This is a genomic window from Nocardia paucivorans NBRC 100373, from assembly GCF_000308675.1.
Lineage (GTDB): Bacteria > Actinomycetota > Actinomycetes > Mycobacteriales > Mycobacteriaceae > Nocardia > Nocardia paucivorans.
Window position 1 is genome coordinate 235,627 of sequence record NZ_BAGE01000046.1, and the last position, 17,014, is coordinate 252,640.

The 17,014-nt window shown below is 66.6% G+C and carries 19 protein-coding genes; 12 read left to right on the forward strand and 7 right to left on the reverse strand.

Translation table 11 applies throughout. The features are described 5' to 3' along the window. Positions 1 to 7: 7 nt before the first annotated feature. From ON32_RS16825 to ON32_RS16845, 5 genes are all read left to right on the forward strand, one after another. Positions 8 to 328, forward strand: coding sequence for a DivIVA domain-containing protein (locus tag ON32_RS16825; protein WP_040791851.1), 321 nt, complete (start codon positions 8 to 10; stop codon positions 326 to 328). Next, positions 328 to 951 (forward strand): DNA-3-methyladenine glycosylase I, encoded by a 624-nt coding sequence (locus ON32_RS16830; RefSeq protein ID WP_040791852.1) that lies wholly within the window; start codon positions 328 to 330, stop codon positions 949 to 951. Before ON32_RS16825 ends, ON32_RS16830 begins: the two co-directional genes overlap by 1 nt. Positions 952 to 1,053: 102 nt before the next feature. Then, complete coding sequence (locus tag ON32_RS16835) at positions 1,054 to 1,221, forward strand: DUF3117 domain-containing protein (protein ID WP_011211259.1); 168 nt, start codon at positions 1,054 to 1,056, stop codon at positions 1,219 to 1,221. After that, positions 1,208 to 2,074: a putative RNA methyltransferase gene (locus ON32_RS16840; protein WP_040791854.1), complete on the forward strand. Its 867-nt coding sequence runs from the start codon at positions 1,208 to 1,210 to the stop codon at positions 2,072 to 2,074. The genes ON32_RS16835 and ON32_RS16840 overlap by 14 nt, the downstream gene beginning before the upstream one ends. Before the next feature lie 141 nt (positions 2,075 to 2,215). Further along, complete coding sequence (locus tag ON32_RS16845) at positions 2,216 to 2,623, forward strand: group I truncated hemoglobin (protein WP_040791855.1); 408 nt, start codon at positions 2,216 to 2,218, stop codon at positions 2,621 to 2,623. Positions 2,624 to 2,650: 27 nt separating this feature from the next. On the opposite strand, the gene glgA is transcribed toward ON32_RS16845, so the two are convergent. Beyond that, positions 2,651 to 3,877, reverse strand: coding sequence for a glycogen synthase (gene glgA, locus ON32_RS16850; protein ID WP_083874596.1), 1,227 nt, complete (start codon positions 3,875 to 3,877; stop codon positions 2,651 to 2,653). Positions 3,878 to 3,944: 67 nt separating this feature from the next. Between glgA and glgC the strand changes: the two genes are divergently transcribed. Beyond that, positions 3,945 to 5,159, forward strand: coding sequence for a glucose-1-phosphate adenylyltransferase (glgC, locus tag ON32_RS16855; protein ID WP_040791856.1), 1,215 nt, complete (start codon positions 3,945 to 3,947; stop codon positions 5,157 to 5,159). Positions 5,160 to 5,240: 81 nt separating this feature from the next. On the opposite strand, the gene ON32_RS16860 is transcribed toward glgC, so the two are convergent. The 4 genes from ON32_RS16860 to ON32_RS16875 all read right to left on the reverse strand — a co-directional run bounded on the left by ON32_RS16860 (position 5,241) and on the right by ON32_RS16875 (position 9,485). Continuing rightward, positions 5,241 to 6,896 (reverse strand): ABC transporter permease, encoded by a 1,656-nt coding sequence (locus ON32_RS16860; RefSeq protein WP_040791857.1) that lies wholly within the window; start codon positions 6,894 to 6,896, stop codon positions 5,241 to 5,243. Beyond that, complete coding sequence (locus ON32_RS16865) at positions 6,893 to 7,813, reverse strand: ABC transporter ATP-binding protein (RefSeq protein ID WP_040791858.1); 921 nt, start codon at positions 7,811 to 7,813, stop codon at positions 6,893 to 6,895. The genes ON32_RS16860 and ON32_RS16865 overlap by 4 nt, the downstream gene beginning before the upstream one ends. A gap of 77 nt (positions 7,814 to 7,890) precedes the next feature. Then, positions 7,891 to 8,694, reverse strand: coding sequence for a TetR/AcrR family transcriptional regulator (locus tag ON32_RS16870; protein ID WP_083874586.1), 804 nt, complete (start codon positions 8,692 to 8,694; stop codon positions 7,891 to 7,893). Positions 8,695 to 8,846: 152 nt separating this feature from the next. Beyond that, positions 8,847 to 9,485, reverse strand: a complete 639-nt coding sequence (locus ON32_RS16875) for an O-methyltransferase (protein WP_040791859.1) — start codon at positions 9,483 to 9,485, stop codon at positions 8,847 to 8,849. Between the two features lie 486 nt (positions 9,486 to 9,971). Between ON32_RS16875 and sigE the strand changes: the two genes are divergently transcribed. From sigE to ON32_RS16905, 6 genes are all read left to right on the forward strand, one after another. Next, positions 9,972 to 10,595, forward strand: a complete 624-nt coding sequence (gene sigE / locus ON32_RS16880; protein ID WP_051133366.1) for an RNA polymerase sigma factor SigE — start codon at positions 9,972 to 9,974, stop codon at positions 10,593 to 10,595. A gap of 61 nt (positions 10,596 to 10,656) precedes the next feature. Then, the gene (locus ON32_RS16885) at positions 10,657 to 11,052 is read left to right on the forward strand and encodes a hypothetical protein (RefSeq protein ID WP_040791860.1); all 396 of its coding nucleotides are present in this window, start codon (positions 10,657 to 10,659) and stop codon (positions 11,050 to 11,052) included. A 10-nt stretch (positions 11,053 to 11,062) separates the two neighbouring features. Then, positions 11,063 to 12,592, forward strand: coding sequence for a S1C family serine protease (locus ON32_RS16890; protein ID WP_040791861.1), 1,530 nt, complete (start codon positions 11,063 to 11,065; stop codon positions 12,590 to 12,592). Positions 12,593 to 12,626: 34 nt separating this feature from the next. Continuing rightward, positions 12,627 to 13,043 carry a Sec-independent protein translocase protein TatB gene (gene tatB / locus ON32_RS16895; protein WP_040791862.1) on the forward strand — a complete coding sequence of 139 codons (417 nt, stop codon included), beginning with the start codon at positions 12,627 to 12,629 and terminating at the stop codon, positions 13,041 to 13,043. A gap of 52 nt (positions 13,044 to 13,095) precedes the next feature. Beyond that, positions 13,096 to 13,956 carry a hypothetical protein gene (locus ON32_RS16900; protein WP_040791863.1) on the forward strand — a complete coding sequence of 287 codons (861 nt, stop codon included), beginning with the start codon at positions 13,096 to 13,098 and terminating at the stop codon, positions 13,954 to 13,956. 256 nt (positions 13,957 to 14,212) lie between these two features. Beyond that, positions 14,213 to 15,085 (forward strand): hypothetical protein, encoded by an 873-nt coding sequence (locus ON32_RS16905; RefSeq protein ID WP_157224214.1) that lies wholly within the window; start codon positions 14,213 to 14,215, stop codon positions 15,083 to 15,085. A gap of 99 nt (positions 15,086 to 15,184) precedes the next feature. Here ON32_RS16905 and ON32_RS16910 read toward each other — a convergent pair whose 3' ends face one another. Beyond that, complete coding sequence (locus ON32_RS16910; RefSeq protein WP_040791865.1) at positions 15,185 to 16,132, reverse strand: glucosyl-3-phosphoglycerate synthase; 948 nt, start codon at positions 16,130 to 16,132, stop codon at positions 15,185 to 15,187. After that, positions 16,129 to 17,010 (reverse strand): dihydropteroate synthase, encoded by an 882-nt coding sequence (folP, locus tag ON32_RS16915; protein WP_040791984.1) that lies wholly within the window; start codon positions 17,008 to 17,010, stop codon positions 16,129 to 16,131. Before folP ends, ON32_RS16910 begins: the two co-directional genes overlap by 4 nt. Positions 17,011 to 17,014 lie beyond the last annotated feature (4 nt).

The window sequence follows — 17,014 nt, forward strand, 5'->3', positions numbered from 1 at the left end:
TCGGCGCATGCTCACTCTGTTGCTGTACATATTGATCGTCGGGCTGGTCGCCGCGGTGCTGTTTCTCGTGGCCAGTGCCGTGTTCGGGCGCTCGGAGGAGCTCGGTCCGCTACCCGAGGGGACCACGGCGACGGTATTGCCGGTCGAGGGGATCACCGGGGCGGATGTCCGCGCGCTGCGCTTCCAGCAGGTGATCCGCGGGTACAAGGCCGGTGAGGTGGATTGGGCCCTGGCGCGGCTGGCGGCCCGTATCGACGAGCTTCAGGCCCAATTGGCCGAGGCGCGCGCCGCCACGCATACCGTTCCGCCCAATGGGGCCGAGGTGTGATGGACCCCGACGATCGAGTGCGCTGCCCGTGGTCGACGAGTTCCCGGCTCTACCGGGACTATCACGACCAGGAGTGGGGGCGGCCATTGCACGGTGACGACGCGCTGTTCGAGCGGCTGTGCCTGGAAACCTTCCAGGCCGGCCTGTCCTGGATCACGATCCTGCGCAAACGACCCGCGTTCCGGGCGGCCTTCGCCGGGTTCGTCATCGCGCGGGTGGCCGAGTTCGACGATACGGATCGACAGCGGCTGCTGGCCGATACCGGGATCGTGCGCAATCGCGCCAAAATCGATGCGTGTATCGCGAATGCGCGCGTGGCACGGGATCTCGATATCGGACTCGCCGAACTGTTGTGGTCGTTCGCGCCGCCACCGCGCCCACGGCCGCGCACACTTGCCGACATTCCCGCGATAACGCCCGAATCCACCGCATTGGCAAAGGAATTGAAGCGACGCGGATTCAGTTTCGTCGGCCCCACCACGGCCTATGCTCTGATGCAGGCCACCGGAATGGTGGACGATCATCTCGCCACGTGTTGGGTGGACGGTACTACCCGAAGGCATGACCTAGCGATTACATTTCGACGTCAGGTATCCGGTCGATCCGGTGATAAGGAAGAATAGATCAGGTGCGGTTCGCAGATGCCGGCGGGCCGCACGGTTGGTAACAACCGCAAGATCCGAGCAAGTGCGCAGAATACCGCGCAGATCTGGAGGGAGCAGAGGATGGCGGCCATGAAGCCCCGTACCGGGGACGGTCCCCTCGAGGCAACCAAGGAAGGGCGTGGGATCGTCATGCGGGTCCCGCTCGAGGGTGGCGGGCGTCTGGTCGTAGAGCTCACGCCGGATGAAGCCGCGGCTCTCGGTGACGAACTGAAGAGTGTCACCAGCTAGACCCGTCGCCCATTCGGCCCTCGCGGCGGTCGCGGATGCGCTGGCCTGTCCGGAATGCACCGGCGTCCTGCGCCCCCTCGAGAGCCGACTGCGGTGCGAACGCGGGCACGATTTCGATATCGCCCGCCAGGGCTATATCAGTCTGTTCACCGGTAGCGCCACCAAGATGACCGGCGATACCGCCGCCATGTTGGATGCCCGCGCGGCATTTCAGGGCAGCGGCCATTTCGCCCCGATCGCCGACGCCGTGATCGGGGCCCTTGCCGTGCCCGAGATACCGACCGCGGATCCGCTGATCCTGGAAGTCGGCGCGGGCACCGGCTACTACTTGGCCCGGGTGCTCGACGCGCTGCCGCGGGCCCGCGGGATCGCCCTGGACGTATCCAAATTCGCGGGCCGACGGTGTGCGCGCGCCCATCCCCGGGCCGCCGCCGTGGTGGCCGACGTCTGGCACGGACTACCGATTCGCGCCGCAACCCTGGACGCCGTGCTGTCGGTCTTCGCCCCACGTAATCCCGCCGCGGTCGCCGGGTCCCTCGCCCGACATGGCCGCTATGTGGTGGTCACCCCCACCCCCCGTCATCTCGAGGAGCTGATCGGCCCCCTCGATATGGTCGAGGTCGACCCGGACAAGGAACGGCGACTCGCCGAGGGCATGACGGGGTATTTCGAGCTCGAAGACCGCACCACGGTCGAGTATTCGATGAAACTCACCCCGGTCGATATCGCCCGGGTGGTGGCGATGGGGCCGTCCGCTCATCACATGTCGTCCGTGGCCGAGCCAATCGCGACAACATCCGATCCATGGGAAGTGACCGCTTCGGTGACCGTGCGCGTCTACCGCCACCGGTGAGCCGATCCGGGCACTTCGTGACAAACCTCTCCACGTCGGCGAACGGCCGGTGAGATGACGGTAAACCCATTGGTATACAGGGCAATCCGTTTGCCATACGCAACTAACGACCCGGCAACGACCGGATGGTGTCCTTGTTCCATGCGGATGCCGACACTGTTCCAGAAGCGTAAGAACACCAGTATCTTCGACCGGATCGGCGGATACGAGGCCCTAGAAGCCGTTGTCGAGGATTTCTACAAACGGGTACTGGCCGACGATGAATTGTCCGGTTTCTTCACCGGCACGAATATGTCCAGGTTGAAGGGTAAACAAGTCGAATTCTTCGCCGCCGCGCTCGGCGGTCCCGATCCCTATACCGGGGCGTCGATGAAGCAAGTCCATCAGGGGCGGGGAATCACCATGCACCATTTCGGGCTGGTGGCCGGCCATCTGAAGGACTCACTGGCCGCGGCGGGAGTGCCCGCGGAAACCATCGACGAGATCATCTCCGCCGTGGCGCCGCTGGCCGACGATATCGCCTCGACCCCCTCCGCCGGCTCGGCGTAGGGACGGCCGCGTCGCGACCCACCCGGGTCACGGCTTACGGATGTGGTCGTAGATTCGCAGGGTTTGTTCGGCAATATGCGACCAGTCGAACTCGGTGACGGCACGTGCCCGACCGGCGGCGCCGAATTCCGCCGCCCGATCGGGATCGGCGACGAGTTCGTTCACCGCCGCCGCCAGGCCCCGTTCATAACCGATGGGGTCGGCGGCGTCGTAGTGCACGAGTCTGCCGGTGTGGTTGTCGACGACGACCTCCGGGATACCGCCGACATCGGAGGCCACCACCGCCGTACCACAGGCCATGGCCTCCAGGTTGACGATGCCCAACGGTTCGTAGATCGACGGGCAGATGAACACGGTCGCAGCCGCCAGCACCTGCCGGACCTGCTCGGTGGGCAGCATCTGCCGCACCCAGAACACATTGCCCCGGCGTCGGCGCAACTCCGCGACGGCGTCGGCGACCTCGACCGCCAGCTCCTCGGTGTCGGGCAGACCCGCGCACACCACCAACTGAATGTCGGGATCCATCTCGTGGGCCGCGGCCAGTAGATGAGCCACCCCCTTCTGCCGGGTGATCCGCCCCACGAACGCCACGATCGGCCGATCGGGCCGCACCCCGAGGTCGATGAGGAAGGAAGGGCCGTCCGCGGCCGGCGGTCCGGGATGCCATACCGTCGAGTCGATACCGTTGTGCACGACGTGTACCCGGTCCGGGTCGAGCCCCGGGTAGGCGTCCAGCACATCGTGACGCATCCACGCGCTCACCGCGATAACGGCGTCGGCGTGTTCGACAGCGGTGCGTTCCGACCACGACGACAAGCGGTAGCCACCCCCGAGCTGTTCGGCCTTCCACGGTCGCCGCGGCTCCAGCGAATGGGTGGTCACCACATGCGGGATGCCGTAGAGGGTGGCGGCGAGGTGCCCGGCCAGACCGGTGTACCAGGTGTGCGAATGCACCACGTCCACCTCGCCGACGGCGTCGGCCATGCGCAATTCGGTGGACATCATTTGTACGGCCGAATTGGCGGCGTAGAGAGCGGGGTCCGGATCGTGCACCACCGCGTCCGTACGCGACACGCCCATGCAGTGCACCGTCACATCACACAGCCGTCGCAGTCGGCGCACCAGCTCGGTGACGTGCACCCCGGCCCCGCCGTACACTTCCGGCGGATACTCCCGGGTCAGCACGGCCACTCGTAACCGATCCGGGTCGAACGGATCCACCACCGCACGCTCGTCGTCCGTGCCGGAATTCACGAGATTCAACGTAGACGCTGCCGTCGCCACGAGCCACCACCGGCCGGCCGTTGGGTAGTTTGAAAGCGTGAGGAGCCAGCCGCACGTACTCGGAATCGTGCTCGCCGGTGGCGAGGGCAAGCGACTCTTTCCACTCACTGCCGACCGGGCCAAGCCGGCCGTTCCGTTCGGCGGCGCCTACCGCCTCATCGACTTCGTCCTGAGCAATCTCGTCAACGCCGGTTTCATGCGGGTCTGTGTACTCACGCAGTACAAATCGCATTCGCTGGACCGGCATATCTCGCAGACGTGGCGCCTGTCCGGTTTCGCCGGTGAATACATCACCCCGGTGCCCGCCCAGCAGAGGTTGGGTCCGCGCTGGTACACCGGCAGCGCCGATGCGATCATGCAGTCGCTGAACCTCATCTACGACGAGGACCCCGACTACATCGTCGTATTCGGCGCCGATCACGTCTATCGGATGGATCCGGAGCAGATGGTCGCCCACCACATCGATTCCGGCGCCGGGGTCACGGTGGCCGGTATTCGGGTGCCCCGCAGCCAGGCGAGCGCTTTCGGTTGTATCGACTCCGACGAATCCGGTCGCATAATCGGTTTCCTGGAAAAACCGACGCATCCGCCGGGAATCCCCGACGACCCGAATATGACCTTCGCATCCATGGGCAATTACGTGTTCACCACCAAGGTCCTGGTGGACTCGATCAAGGCCGATGCGGAGAATCCCGACTCCGATCACGATATGGGCGGCGACATCATTCCGCAGCTGGTCGCCGAGGGCCGTGCCGCCGTCTATGATTTCGCCGCCAACGAGGTGCCAGGAGCCACCGACCGCGACCGCGGCTACTGGCGCGATGTCGGCACCATCGACGCTTTCTACGAGGCGCATATGGACCTGGTATCGGTGCAGCCGGTGTTCAACCTCTACAACCGGCACTGGCCGATCCGCGGCGCCGCCGAGAACCTGCCGCCGGCGAAATTCGCCAAGGGCGGGCTGGCCCAGGAGTCCATCGTCGGCGCGGGCAGCATCCTGTCGGCGGCGACGGTCCGCAATTCGGTGCTCAGCGCCAATGTGGTGGTCGACGAAGGAGCCACCGTGGAGGGCAGTGTGCTGATGCCGGGGGTACGGATCGGGCGAGGAGCGGTGGTGCGGCGGGCGATCCTGGACAAGAACGTCATGGTGTCGGAGGGCGAGATCATCGGGGTGGACCCGGAGCGCGACCGCAGCCGGTTCGCCATCAGCAATGGCGGTGTGGTCACCGTCGGCAAAGGGACCTGGGTGTAGCGGACCGCGCGTGATCGGCCGGTGCGCGCCCCGGCACCCGCTCGTACGAGACGCAAGCACGTAGGCGCGCGAGGAGCCGGATCAGCGCATATCGCGCCTGCGCACCCCGACCAGTCCCATCGCCATCAGCACGGCCGCCAGGGCGAGGACCACGACCACGGGTGTGGCGGTGAACGCCGCGCCCGGTAACTTCGGCGCGTGCCCGAACGGTTCCAGGGCGCGCAGCCACTGCGGGGCACCGGAGAGCGAGCCGAGCAGGAACACCGCGATCGCGGCGGTGAGCAACCCCCATGCCACCGAGGTCCACCGCGGAGCCAACCCGAACAGGGCGATGGTGATCGCGGCGAACAGCCAGATGGCGGGCAATTGCACCAGCGCGGCGGCCAGCACCCCGGGCAGTTTCCCGGCGATATCGTCGGTGGCGATCCCGCAGACCAGACCGGCCGGCAGCGCGGCGGCCACCATGATGACCACCGGGCCGCCCAGGGCGAACACCAGATGCGAGGCCACCCAGCGGACCCGCCCCACCGCGCCCGCGAGCACGGACTCGGCGCGACCCCCGTTCTCCTCCCCGAACAACCGCAGCGCCGCGGAAACGGCGTAGGCCGCGCCCACGACGCCGAGCATCGTGAAGGCGTAGTTGACGAACGAATCCTCGAGCGAATCGGTACCGCCCATCCTGGTGATCAGCTCGCGCAGGGTTTCATTGCTGCCGAAGCCGTCGCCGATACCGGGCACGACACTGCCGATAACCAGGCCATACAGGCCGAGACCGATGGCCCAGGCCACCAGCGCGCCCTGCTGCAACCGGACCGCCAACCCGAACGGACCGGTCAACGCAGACCCGGCCGCGGCCCGACCCGGCCGCTCGGCGATGAGACCCGAACCGATATCGCGACGCCGCAGCAGCGTATAGGCGGTGACGAGCAGCACCGCGAGCAACGCCACATGCAGCAACAGCACCCACCACCGGTCCCCCGCGTACGGCCGCACCTGCAGCGACCAGCCTTGGGGGGACAGCCAGGTCAGGGGACTCACCGGACCGTCGCCCGACCGCGCGTCGCCCATGGCACGCAGGGTGTAGGTCGTACCCAGCACCGCGAAGGCGAACCCACGCGCCAACCGGGCACCGGAACTCAGCTGTGCCGTCACCGCGGCGATACCGGCGAACACCATGCCGGAGGCCGCCAGCGCGAGGCCGAAGGCCAGTGAACCGCTCACCGGAACATCCGAGGCGATGAGGCTCACCGCACCGAGCAGCCCGGCCGCCAGGGCGCCTCCGAGCGCAAAGACGAGGGCGGCCGTCAGATTGGCGTATCGGCCCACCGCCGTGGAGCCCATGATCTCGCCGCGACCCGTCTCCTCCTCGGCCCTGGTGTGCCGGATCACCGTGAGGATGGTCGCCACCGCGATCAGGGTGTGGAACATTCCCGCTTTCCAGATCCCTACGGCTCCGATAGAGGTGTTGTAGACGGGTCCGTACATCGCCAGCTGCGCCGGGCTCGCCAACACGGTGGCGGCGAACGAGGCACGGTCCGCCTCGGTCGGGTATATCGAGGCGATACCGGAGATGTAGACCCCGCCCAACGGCAGCGACAACAGCAGAATCCACAGCGGTGCCACGATCCGGTCGCGGCGCAGGTACAACCGCAGCAACCGGCTCGTCCCGACAAAGGCCGCGCCGACGGACCTCGTATCGAACGCCCGATGCGGCACGTTCACGACCGCGGTGGTCATTTCGCCACCTCCTGCAATGCGTCGGCGCCCCGACCGGCGGTCGAGTAGTGCCGCATGAACAGTTCTTCCAGGGTCGGCGGCCTGCTGACCAGGCTCCGCACCCCGGTATCGCCGAGCACGCGAATCAATCCGGCCAGATGTTCGCCGTCGACCTGGCAGCTCAGGGTGCGTTCGTCCAGGTGAACATCGGCGACACCGGGCAGGGCCGCGATATCGCCGGGATCACCGGTCAATTCGGCGATGATGGAGGTGCGGCTCAAATGCCGCATCGATGCCAGCGTCCCGCTCTCCACGGTGCGCCCGGCGCGGATGATGGTGACCCGCTCGCACAGCTGCTCCACCTCGGACAGGATGTGGCTGGACAACAACACGGTCGTACCGCGCTCGGCCGCCTCGGCGACGCATTCGCGGAACACCTGCTCCATCAGTGGATCCAGACCCGAGGTCGGCTCGTCCAGCAGCAGCAGTCGGGCGTGGGAGGAGAAGGCGGAAACCAGCGCAACCTTCTGACGGTTGCCCTTGGAGTATGTCCGGGCCTTCTTCCGGGGATCGAGTTCGAAGCGTTCGATCAGCTCGGCCCGCCGGTCGGTGTCGAGGCCGCCGCGCATTTCGGCGAGCAGGTCGATGATCTCACCGCCGCTCAGCGACGGCCACAACGTGACGTCGCCGGGGACGTAGGCGATTTCGCGATGCAATGCCACCGCGTCGACCCATGGGTCCCGTCCCAGCATCCGTACCTCGCCGGAGGTGGGGGACAGCAGGCCGAGCAGGATGCGAATGGTTGTGGATTTGCCCGCGCCGTTGGGCCCGAGGAACCCGTGGATCTCACCCGCGGATACCTCCAGGTCGAGTCCGTCGAGCGCCCGGACCTGCCCGAAGTGTTTGTGCAGATCTCGGATATGGATTGCCGAAACCATCGGATCTCCTGTTGAGGAAAGAAATGAGTGTGTGGACGCCCGTCGCGCACGACGGGCCCGGATCCGGCGGGGGTTCGTCACCCGGGTCGATGCTCGTCGACCTTCGGACGGAGCACAGGCGTCTCGTCGGTGGGCGCGGTGGGCCCGCCCACCGCCGGATCGGTGTCGTGGCCGGATGCGATCGGGTGGTCTCCGGCCAGGGGTGCGTCGGCCTCGGAGGGCTTCGGCTCGGTGTTCGGTGTCGACGGTTCGAAGTCGTAACCCGCGGCCGGCATGTCCAGCACCGACGGATCGGTGAGCAGGCCTTGGGTATAGACCTCGAACGCGGGCGGCATCACGGTGTCGGCGTATTCGCGCAGCGCCTTGCGATAGTCGACGGGATCGGCGCTGTGGGTGTGCAGTTGTAAGAACAGCAGCATGCCGCCACCGTTCACCAGGGCGAGATACCGGGCCATCGCCTTCGGATCCCGGGGCTTGCGTAATGCGCCGTTGGCGACGCCCACCTCCAGGTACCGTTCCACGTCGGCGACCATGCGTTCGAACAGGGAAGCGGCAAGGTCGCCGCCGGCCTGAAAGCTGCGCACCACATAGGCGATGATCGGGGCGAACTTCTCGATCTCCGCCAACTGGTTCAGCAGGTTCTCGCTGGACGGTTGGTTGAAATAGCTCATCTTCGAATCACGAATAACCCCCAGCACGTAGTCGTCGCATTCCCGGCGCAACCCCTCTTTGGAACCGAAATGGTGATTGACCAATCCGGGGGACACACCGGCCGCCGCCGCAATGGCACGGACTCCGATACCGAACCCCTGTTCGCCGAAGAGCGCGACAGCCGTATCGCGAATACGAGCCCGGGTGTTCAGATCATCGGTTGAACGCATGTTCAATATGCTAAACACTCGTTCAATCACACCGCAAGGGGTTATCCGGGAGGTTTCGCAAGAATTTCGAGCGGCGGCCGGCACGACGCGACGCCGCACCGGTGGACCCCGATCAACTCCCCCGGCCCACCACGGCACCGTGGGCGACCCCGCTATCCCTTCGAGGCGCAGAGCAGGCCGTCGCCGACCGGAATGAGAACGCTGGTCAGGGCGGGATCCTCGGCAACGGCCCGGGTGGCCTCCCGGACCGCCTGGGTGGTTGCGTCCCGCTGCGCCGGGTCGGGCACCCGACCACCCAGCAGGGCATTGTGCAGCAGAAGCGCACCGCCCGGTCGGAGCAGCCGAACCGCCTCGGTCAGGTACTGGGCGCATTCGATCGGCGCCGCGTCCACGAACACCAGGTCGTAGGCCTCGTCGGCCAGACGCGGGAGCACATCCAGGGCCTGGCCGTTGATCATTCTGGTGCGGGCGGGCGGGATGGCGGCGGCGCGGAACGCCTTCTTGGCCGCCCGCTGATGTTCCGGTTCGAAGTCGATGGTGGTGAGCGTCCCGTCCTCGCGCATCCCGTCGAGCAGCCACAGACCGCTGATCCCGGCACCGGTCCCCACCTCGACCACCGCTCGTGCGTCGACGAGCTGCGCGTACATGCTCAGCAGCGCCCCGACCGACGGCGCCACCGGCGCGACGCCCAATTCGGCGGCCCGCTCACGGGCGTTGACGAGGACCTCGTCCTCCACGACGGATTCCTCCACGTAGGCGAGATTTCGCTCCAGGTTCGATGCCACGCCCATGAGGCTATGCCACTCGGCGGAAAGCGGGCCGGAACATTCTCAGGTGTCCCTCAGGATCTGCATACCCCAGCCATATCGGGGAACGCGACAGTAGTGACCACGCAAGACCAATCGACCGACCGGCCGGGAACAACAACGAACCACCAGATGGTTGTACCCGTCGACGACGTTTCGAGACCCGAAACGCCGGCCGCGGCTCCAGGCCTCGGTCCCGAACAGGAGGTACCCCCTATCCACATGGTCGATGCGGCGCGTGAGTACACCGGCCTGCCCGAGTTGCCCCGGGCCCGCCGATCGGCCGTCCTCCGTGGAGTCGAACACTCGCTCCACGGTGCGGACAGGGCCCTGACCGAAGAGGATACGACACTGCCCCGGGAGGAGATCACAGTGTCCGAATGGGAGACCGGCATGCCGGACGGTCCGGACAACGCCGGCGGCACAACCATCGACGCGCACCACGACCCGAGCAGCAACGACCGGTTCTCCATGGCCGAGGACACCATGGACACGGCGGACCTGTCCGAACTCGGCGAACTCACCGGAACCGCAGCCTTCGACGCCACCGGCGACCCTTCGGTCATGCCCAGCTGGGACGATCTGGTCCGCGAACACGCCGACCGGGTATACCGGCTGGCGTATCGCCTCTCCGGCGATCCGCAGGACGCCGAAGATCTCACCCAGGAGACCTTCATCCGGGTCTTCCGCTCGCTGTCGAACTACCAACCGGGCACCTTCGAGGGTTGGCTGCACCGCATCACCACCAACCTCTTCCTGGATATGGTCCGACGCCGCAGCCGCATTCGGATGGAAGCGCTGCCGGACGACTACGAGCGGGTGGCCGCCGATGGCCCCGGCCCCGAACAGGTCTTCCACGATGCCCGGCTCGACCCCGATCTCCAATCCGCACTGGATTCGTTGGCGCCGGAATTCCGGGCCGCGGTCGTGCTGTGCGATATCGAAGGTCTGTCCTACGAGGAGATCGCCGCCACGCTCGGCGTGAAATTGGGCACCGTGCGCAGCCGTATCCATCGCGGTCGACAGGCACTGCGTGACTACCTTGCGCATAATGGGTCACAGGAAAGGTTCGCCGCCGAGGCGAACGCCGGGTGACCCGACGCCGGACGTCGGCGCCCGCCGAGCAGCGATGTCGGTTGGGAAGGATGAGCACCGAATGAGTGACGACTCCGGTATGTCGAGTCCTCGTTCACCCCGGTTCCGCTCCACCGAGCATCTGGCGAGCGAGGCCATCGCCGCCTATGTGGACGGCGAGCTGCGTATGAATGCGTATATGCGCGCCGGCCGGCACCTTTCCCTGTGCCCGGAGTGCGCCGCCGAGGTCGAGGCCCAACAGCAGGCCCGGATCGCATTGCGCCGGGCCGGTCAGGTATCGGTGCCCGCCGGGCTGCACGACAGTCTGACCCGTATACCGCTGGCCGAATTCCCCGGCGCCGAAAAGCCCGGCATTCCCACCGAAAATTCTCGTCACGAGGCGGTTTTCGGTTTTCTGAGCGAGTCTTTCACCGCCACCTTCGACAGTAGGCGGTGGACGGCGTGGTGGCGCAAGTAGAGTTTGGCGAGTGACCTCCGAATCGACGCACAATACACCGGCCGAGAACCCGGATTCGGCGGCCAACAATGGCAATCTACGGCCGGCCGGAGCGCCGGTACTGGCCCCGCGACCGGTGTACCGCCCGCACGTGGACACGCATACGGCGCAGGCATTCCGCCGTCCGGCCGGGCAGTCCGGTTCGTTCGCGCCGCGTCCCCCGCGCCCGGAAGCTCCGAACAACACTTCCTCGGTGGTGTCCGGCGCTCCGCCGGAGGCGGTTCTGGCCGAGGCGTTCGGACGTCCCCCGGGCTCCACCGAACTCCTGCAACGCGACCCCGATGCCGTCGGCGATGTCGAACCCACGGCGGGTCCCTCCGACCCGTGGCGCGACCCGGAGAGCGGGGCTCGCCTGGGCGCCCCCGCATTGCCCACCCCCAAGGAAACGATCGAGCCTCCGGCGGAGAAGTTGTCCGCCCGCGAGGTTCTCTTCGGCTCTCGCGTCGCCCCCAAGGCGTTGGCGATCCTGGCCGCGATCGCCTTGGGCATCGGATTGGTCGGCGGTCTGGTCGGGCGATTGACCGCGGAAACCGCCACCGCTCTCACCTCGCGCAAGGTCACCCTCGAACAGAGCGACAGCGACCGACCCCACGGGCAGATCGCTCAGGTCGCGGATGCGGTTCTGCCCTCGGTGGTCTCGATCCGCGTCACCGTCGGAGACAACGGGGCCACCGGATCGGGTGTGGTCATCGACGGTGCCGGCTATATCGTCACGAACAATCACGTCATCTCGATGGCCGCCCAGGACAAGTCCAACCGGGCGACCATCCAGGTCAGTTTCTCCGACGACACCCGGGTACCGGCGAATATCGTGGGCCGGGACCCGAAAACGGACCTGGCGGTACTCAAGGTCGATGTGAAAAATCTCACTGTTGCCCAGCTGGGTAGGTCCGATGATGTACAAGTCGGCGACGCCGTGCTGGCCATCGGATCTCCGCTCGGCCTGACCGAGACGGTGACGTCCGGGATCGTCAGCGCCCTGCACCGCCCGGTCAAGCTGGAGGGCGAGGGCAGCGACACCAAGGCCGTGATCGACGCCGTGCAGACCGACGCCTCGATCAACCCCGGTAACTCCGGTGGCGCACTGGTGAATATGAACGGTCAGGTGATCGGCATCAATACCGCGATCCGTTCGGAGAGCGGTGGTTCCGTCGGCCTCGGCTTCTCCATACCGGTGGACAAGATGACCACCGTGGCCCAGACGCTCATTCGCGACGGCGCCATCCATCACCCCGTGCTCGGGGTCAGCGCCCGACAGAAGGCGGTTGCCAACGAGGTCATGAGCGGCGCCGAAGTGGCGGATGTCATGCCCGGCAGCCCGGCCGCGAATGCGGGCATCGTCGAAGGCGATGTGATCGTCAAGGTGGGTGATCGTCAGGTGAGCGGTCCCGACGAATTGGTCGTGGCGGTGCAGTCGTACTCGATCGGCGAAGAGGTGACCGTGCAGTTGATCCGGGAAGGCCGGCAGGTGGACCTCCCGGTGACCCTGGTCTCCGACTGACGACCGAGCGCGCGCGGCGGGTAGCCTGGAGGACGTGTTCAGCAGTATCGGGTGGAGCGAGATGCTGGTCTTGCTCGTCGCCGCGCTCGTCATTCTCGGCCCGGAGCGGTTACCCGGAGCCGTGCGCTGGACCGTGCGCGCCCTCCGTCAGGTACGCGATTACGCCACCGGTGCAACGGCGCAATTGAGACAAGAACTCGGACCCGAATTCGACGAGTTCCGCAAACCGTTGGCCGATCTTCAGGAATTGCGGGGGATGACACCGCGGGCGGCGGTTACCAAACACCTTCTGAACGGCAATGATTCGCTGTTCAAAGATCTCGAACGGGCGGTTCCCGATACCAAGGACCTACTCGGTGCCGGAGGTGACCTGACAGGTTACCCAATGCCGAAGGTCGAGAAACCCTTGGAGCGCAATGAACGTCCCCCGTTCGATGCCGACGCCACTTGATCCGTCAACCTCACTAGACGCCGAAAGTCGGTCCGCTGTCTAGACTTCGCACATGTCGGCCGATGACGTGGCGCGAATTTTCGCGATCGAAGACAAAGTCGAGCGACTCAAGGCCGCAACCGAAGGGGTCGCCGCGGCGCAGCAGACCATCAACGAGCTCACTCGAATCCGCCGTGCGGTTATCAGGGAATTACATGCCGACGGCTGGACATTCGCCCGGATCGGTGCGGCGGCCGGTCTCTCCCGAGCTCGTATCCACCAGGTGAGCACCCAGGGCCCGGCGCCGGAGGGTTTGTTCTTCGGACACGGCCCGCTCACCATCCTGGTGCCGGACACCCGGGCGGGCAGGCTGATCGGCGCACCCGATCCGGCGGCCGCACCGCGGCTGGCGGAACTCCTACGCGAATTGGGTTTCTCGGTGACCATCGAGCCGTTTCCGCCCGGCCGCCCCATCGATCTGCGCCGAGACGGACTCATCGTGCTCGGTGGACCCGAGCTGTCCCCGAGCCTGCGCCATCTCGTCTCCGCCGACCCCCGTCTCCGGCGCTCCATCGCCCGCGCCGGAGACGGGCGACGCGGTATCGAGGACCGCGCGGCCCGGCGCATCTACCGCCCGGCCGGCCCGGATCCGCACGATATCGCCTACCTGGCGCGTTTGCCGCGCCCCGATGGGTCCGGATCGGTGCTGGTCATCGATGGGCTCCATCCGCCCGGCTCCCTGGGGGCCGTCCGCCTTCTCGCCACCCGACTGGCCACCCTGCACGAACGTGCAGGCACTCGACGGTTCTCCACCTTGATCGGAGTGCGCTACGACCGCACCACGGGCGAACCGGTGGACGCCGATCTGCTCACTCCCGTCTTTCTGCACGATCCGGCGGATCTGCGCGCGCATGCGCTCCGGCAGCGCCGCTGACCCACCGGCACCCATACCTCGAAACAGCTGCACCGGGCCCGCGCCCTTGGGGCCGTGGGCGTGGGCCCGGCCGACACCACCTGCTCGAAGGTTGCCCGTACGGCCCGCATTGTTAGGCCTGATGTGACCCAGGTCACTCATGCCGCGTGTTTCTTTTCATCGCTCCAATGATTGGATAACTATGGAGTAACTATCCCGCGGATGAGCACACCGTGTCGATCTCCATATCCGCCCGGAAAAAGTCGTGGAGGCACAGGTGAATACGTTGGTAATCGTGGGGATTGTGTTGATCGCTATCGGATTGCTGACGTTTGCGATCCTGGTGCGCCGCTACCCCACCCTGGAACGGGAACACATCACCGTCGCCGAACTCCAGGCACGGCTGGCCGGAGAACATCCTGAGGAGCACGAGTCCGATCCCGACGCCTCGTCCTCCGACGAGGGCCGCCACGAACGGAATGCCCCACCCGAATCGGACGAGCGCGACGAGGACACTCCCGAAAGCGCGAACGGCGCACAGGGCGCCGCGGGCCCCGAGTCACCGAGCACGAACGATTCCCCTCGAGGTCCGGGCGATATATCGACCGAGGACAACTCCTCGGACACCGACAACCTCTCCGACACCGACGACCGCTCGGACGCGAGTGACGCGCGACGGACGACACCGCAGGATTCGGTCGACGAGTCCGAAGCACCGGACGGAACGGATGCTTCGCCTTCCGAGCCCGGTGAGGACACGGATTCCACCATCGAGAAGTCCCCACCGAGCGATACGACCTCCACGGCCGATACCGACTCTGCGGTCACACCACCCACCGCGCCCCGGGAAAGCCCCCGACGCGCCGATGAGAATCCCGATCCGAAAATCTCGCCGTCATCGGACGATCCGAAGCAGACCTCCGCCCCCGCGGATCTCGAAGACGGGGACAACGGCGATACGGATGGCAAAAACCCCACGAACACCGATGCGAGCGGTTCTTCCACCACGAAAACCGGGCGCACCCGGCGCTCACGCCGCGCGGCCGGCGCCCCCGATACCGCCGAGCGGTCCTCCACACCACGACGGGATTTCCCACGGCGTTCCTCGGCCTTCACCCACGTGGCCCAGTACCGGCAGACGGATCACTGACCGACCCGACCGTCCTCGCGATATCACGATGCCGGTCCGACCGGCGACAACCGTTTCGGCCGCCGGCGGACCGCATCCGCCTATCGGACCCGACCCCGATCAGGCGGCGACCCGATCCGGCCGAATGGTGTTCATCGGGGGGCGATCGGCCAGCGAGACCTCGGTACACCGGGCGGTGAAGACATCCCCTACCAGAGGGAACTGGGTCAGCGCCGCACCGGAGTCCCGGATACCGCTGCGCCCGAGGACGGTGCCCATGATCTGTCGGCTCATCACCCCCAGATCGGCCAGCGGACGGTTACGGTGAGTGCGCACCCCCAGGTTCACCTGACCGATGGCGTTCAGACCCAGTCGATCGTAGGTATCGAGCAACAAGCCGATCTCCACGCCGTAGCCGGGGGCGAACGGCACCGCGGCGAGAAGTTCCCGGGTCCCCGCGTATTCCCCGCCGAGCGGTTGCAATACCGCCGACAGTTCCGGACGCAGCGCCGCCAACAGCGGACGAGCGACCAGTTCGGTGACCCGGCCGCCGCCGTGCGCATCCACTTCGGAGCCGTGCCGAAGCGGACGGCGATAGTACGCCTTGACCAGGTGCATATCGTCCATGGTCAACAGTGGGCCGAGCAGTTTCGGCACGAAGGCCGGATCCGGATCGATCAGATCGGAGTCGACGAAGGCCACCAGGTCGCCGCTGGTCACCGCCAACGAGCGCCACAACACCTCGCCTTTTCCCGGTACCGGCTCCAGTTCGGGTATTGCCTGTTCCCGGCTCACCACCCGGGCACCGGCGGCGCGGGCGCGTTCGGCCGTGGCATCGGTGGAACCGGAGTCCAACACCACCAATTCGTCGACCAGACCGCCGAGCAGCGGCCGGATACTCGCCACCACGTCGGCGACGGTGTTCTCTTCGTTGAGCGCGGGCAATACCACCGAGACCGTGCGTCCCGCCTTGGCGGCAACCAGCTCGGCCACCGTCCAATCCGGGGCGTCCCATGTATGGGTGGTCGACCATCCGGAGGCCGAATGCTCTGTGTGTAGGAAACTCATACCAAACCTCGCAGAGTTCGTACCGGTGGCCGGATACCTTGGATCGCGGCGATCATGTCCACGACCCGCCGTGTCTCGGCGACCTCGTGCACGCGGAAAACGCGAGCGCCGGCCGCCGCCGACCACGCGGTTGCTGCCAATGTGCCCTCCAGCCTTTCGGAAAGATCGACACCTAATGTCTCTCCGATGAAATCTTTATTGGAAAGCGCCATCAAGACAGGCCATCCGGTTTTTACAAGAACGTCCGCTCCACGCAACAGTTCGAGCCCGTGATAGGTGTTCTTGCCGAAATCGTGCGTCGGATCGATCAGAATCGAGTCCCGGCGCACCCCGGCCGCCGCGGCTGCCTCCGCCGCCCGCACCAGGGTCTCGGTCACCTCGGTCAACACATCGGCGTAACGGACCCGATGCGGACGGGTGCGGGGCACGGCGCCACCGGTGTGGCTGCAGACGATGCCCGCGCCGGTCTCAGCGGCCACCGGCACCAACTCCGGGTCGGCGCCCGCCCAGGTGTCGTTGATCAGATCCGCGCCCTCACCCACGGCCGCCCGCGCCACCTCCGCACGCCAGGTGTCGACGCTGATCAACAGATCGGGGTACTTCTTCCGAATAGCGGCCACGAACGGCACCACCCGCCGGATTTCCTCCGCGGTATCGACCGTGGCACCGGGCCCCGCCTTCACCCCACCGATATCGACCAGATCCGCCCCGGAGTCCACGGCCCGGGCCACGGCGGCCATGGCGGCCGCGTCCTCGAAGGTGGCGCCCCGGTCGTAGAAGGAGTCGGGGGTGCGGTTCACAATGGCCATCACCAACGCGCGATCCGTCGCCACCGGCCGTCCGCACAGTGTCGGCGACGGCCGGACGGGCTCGAACATGGCT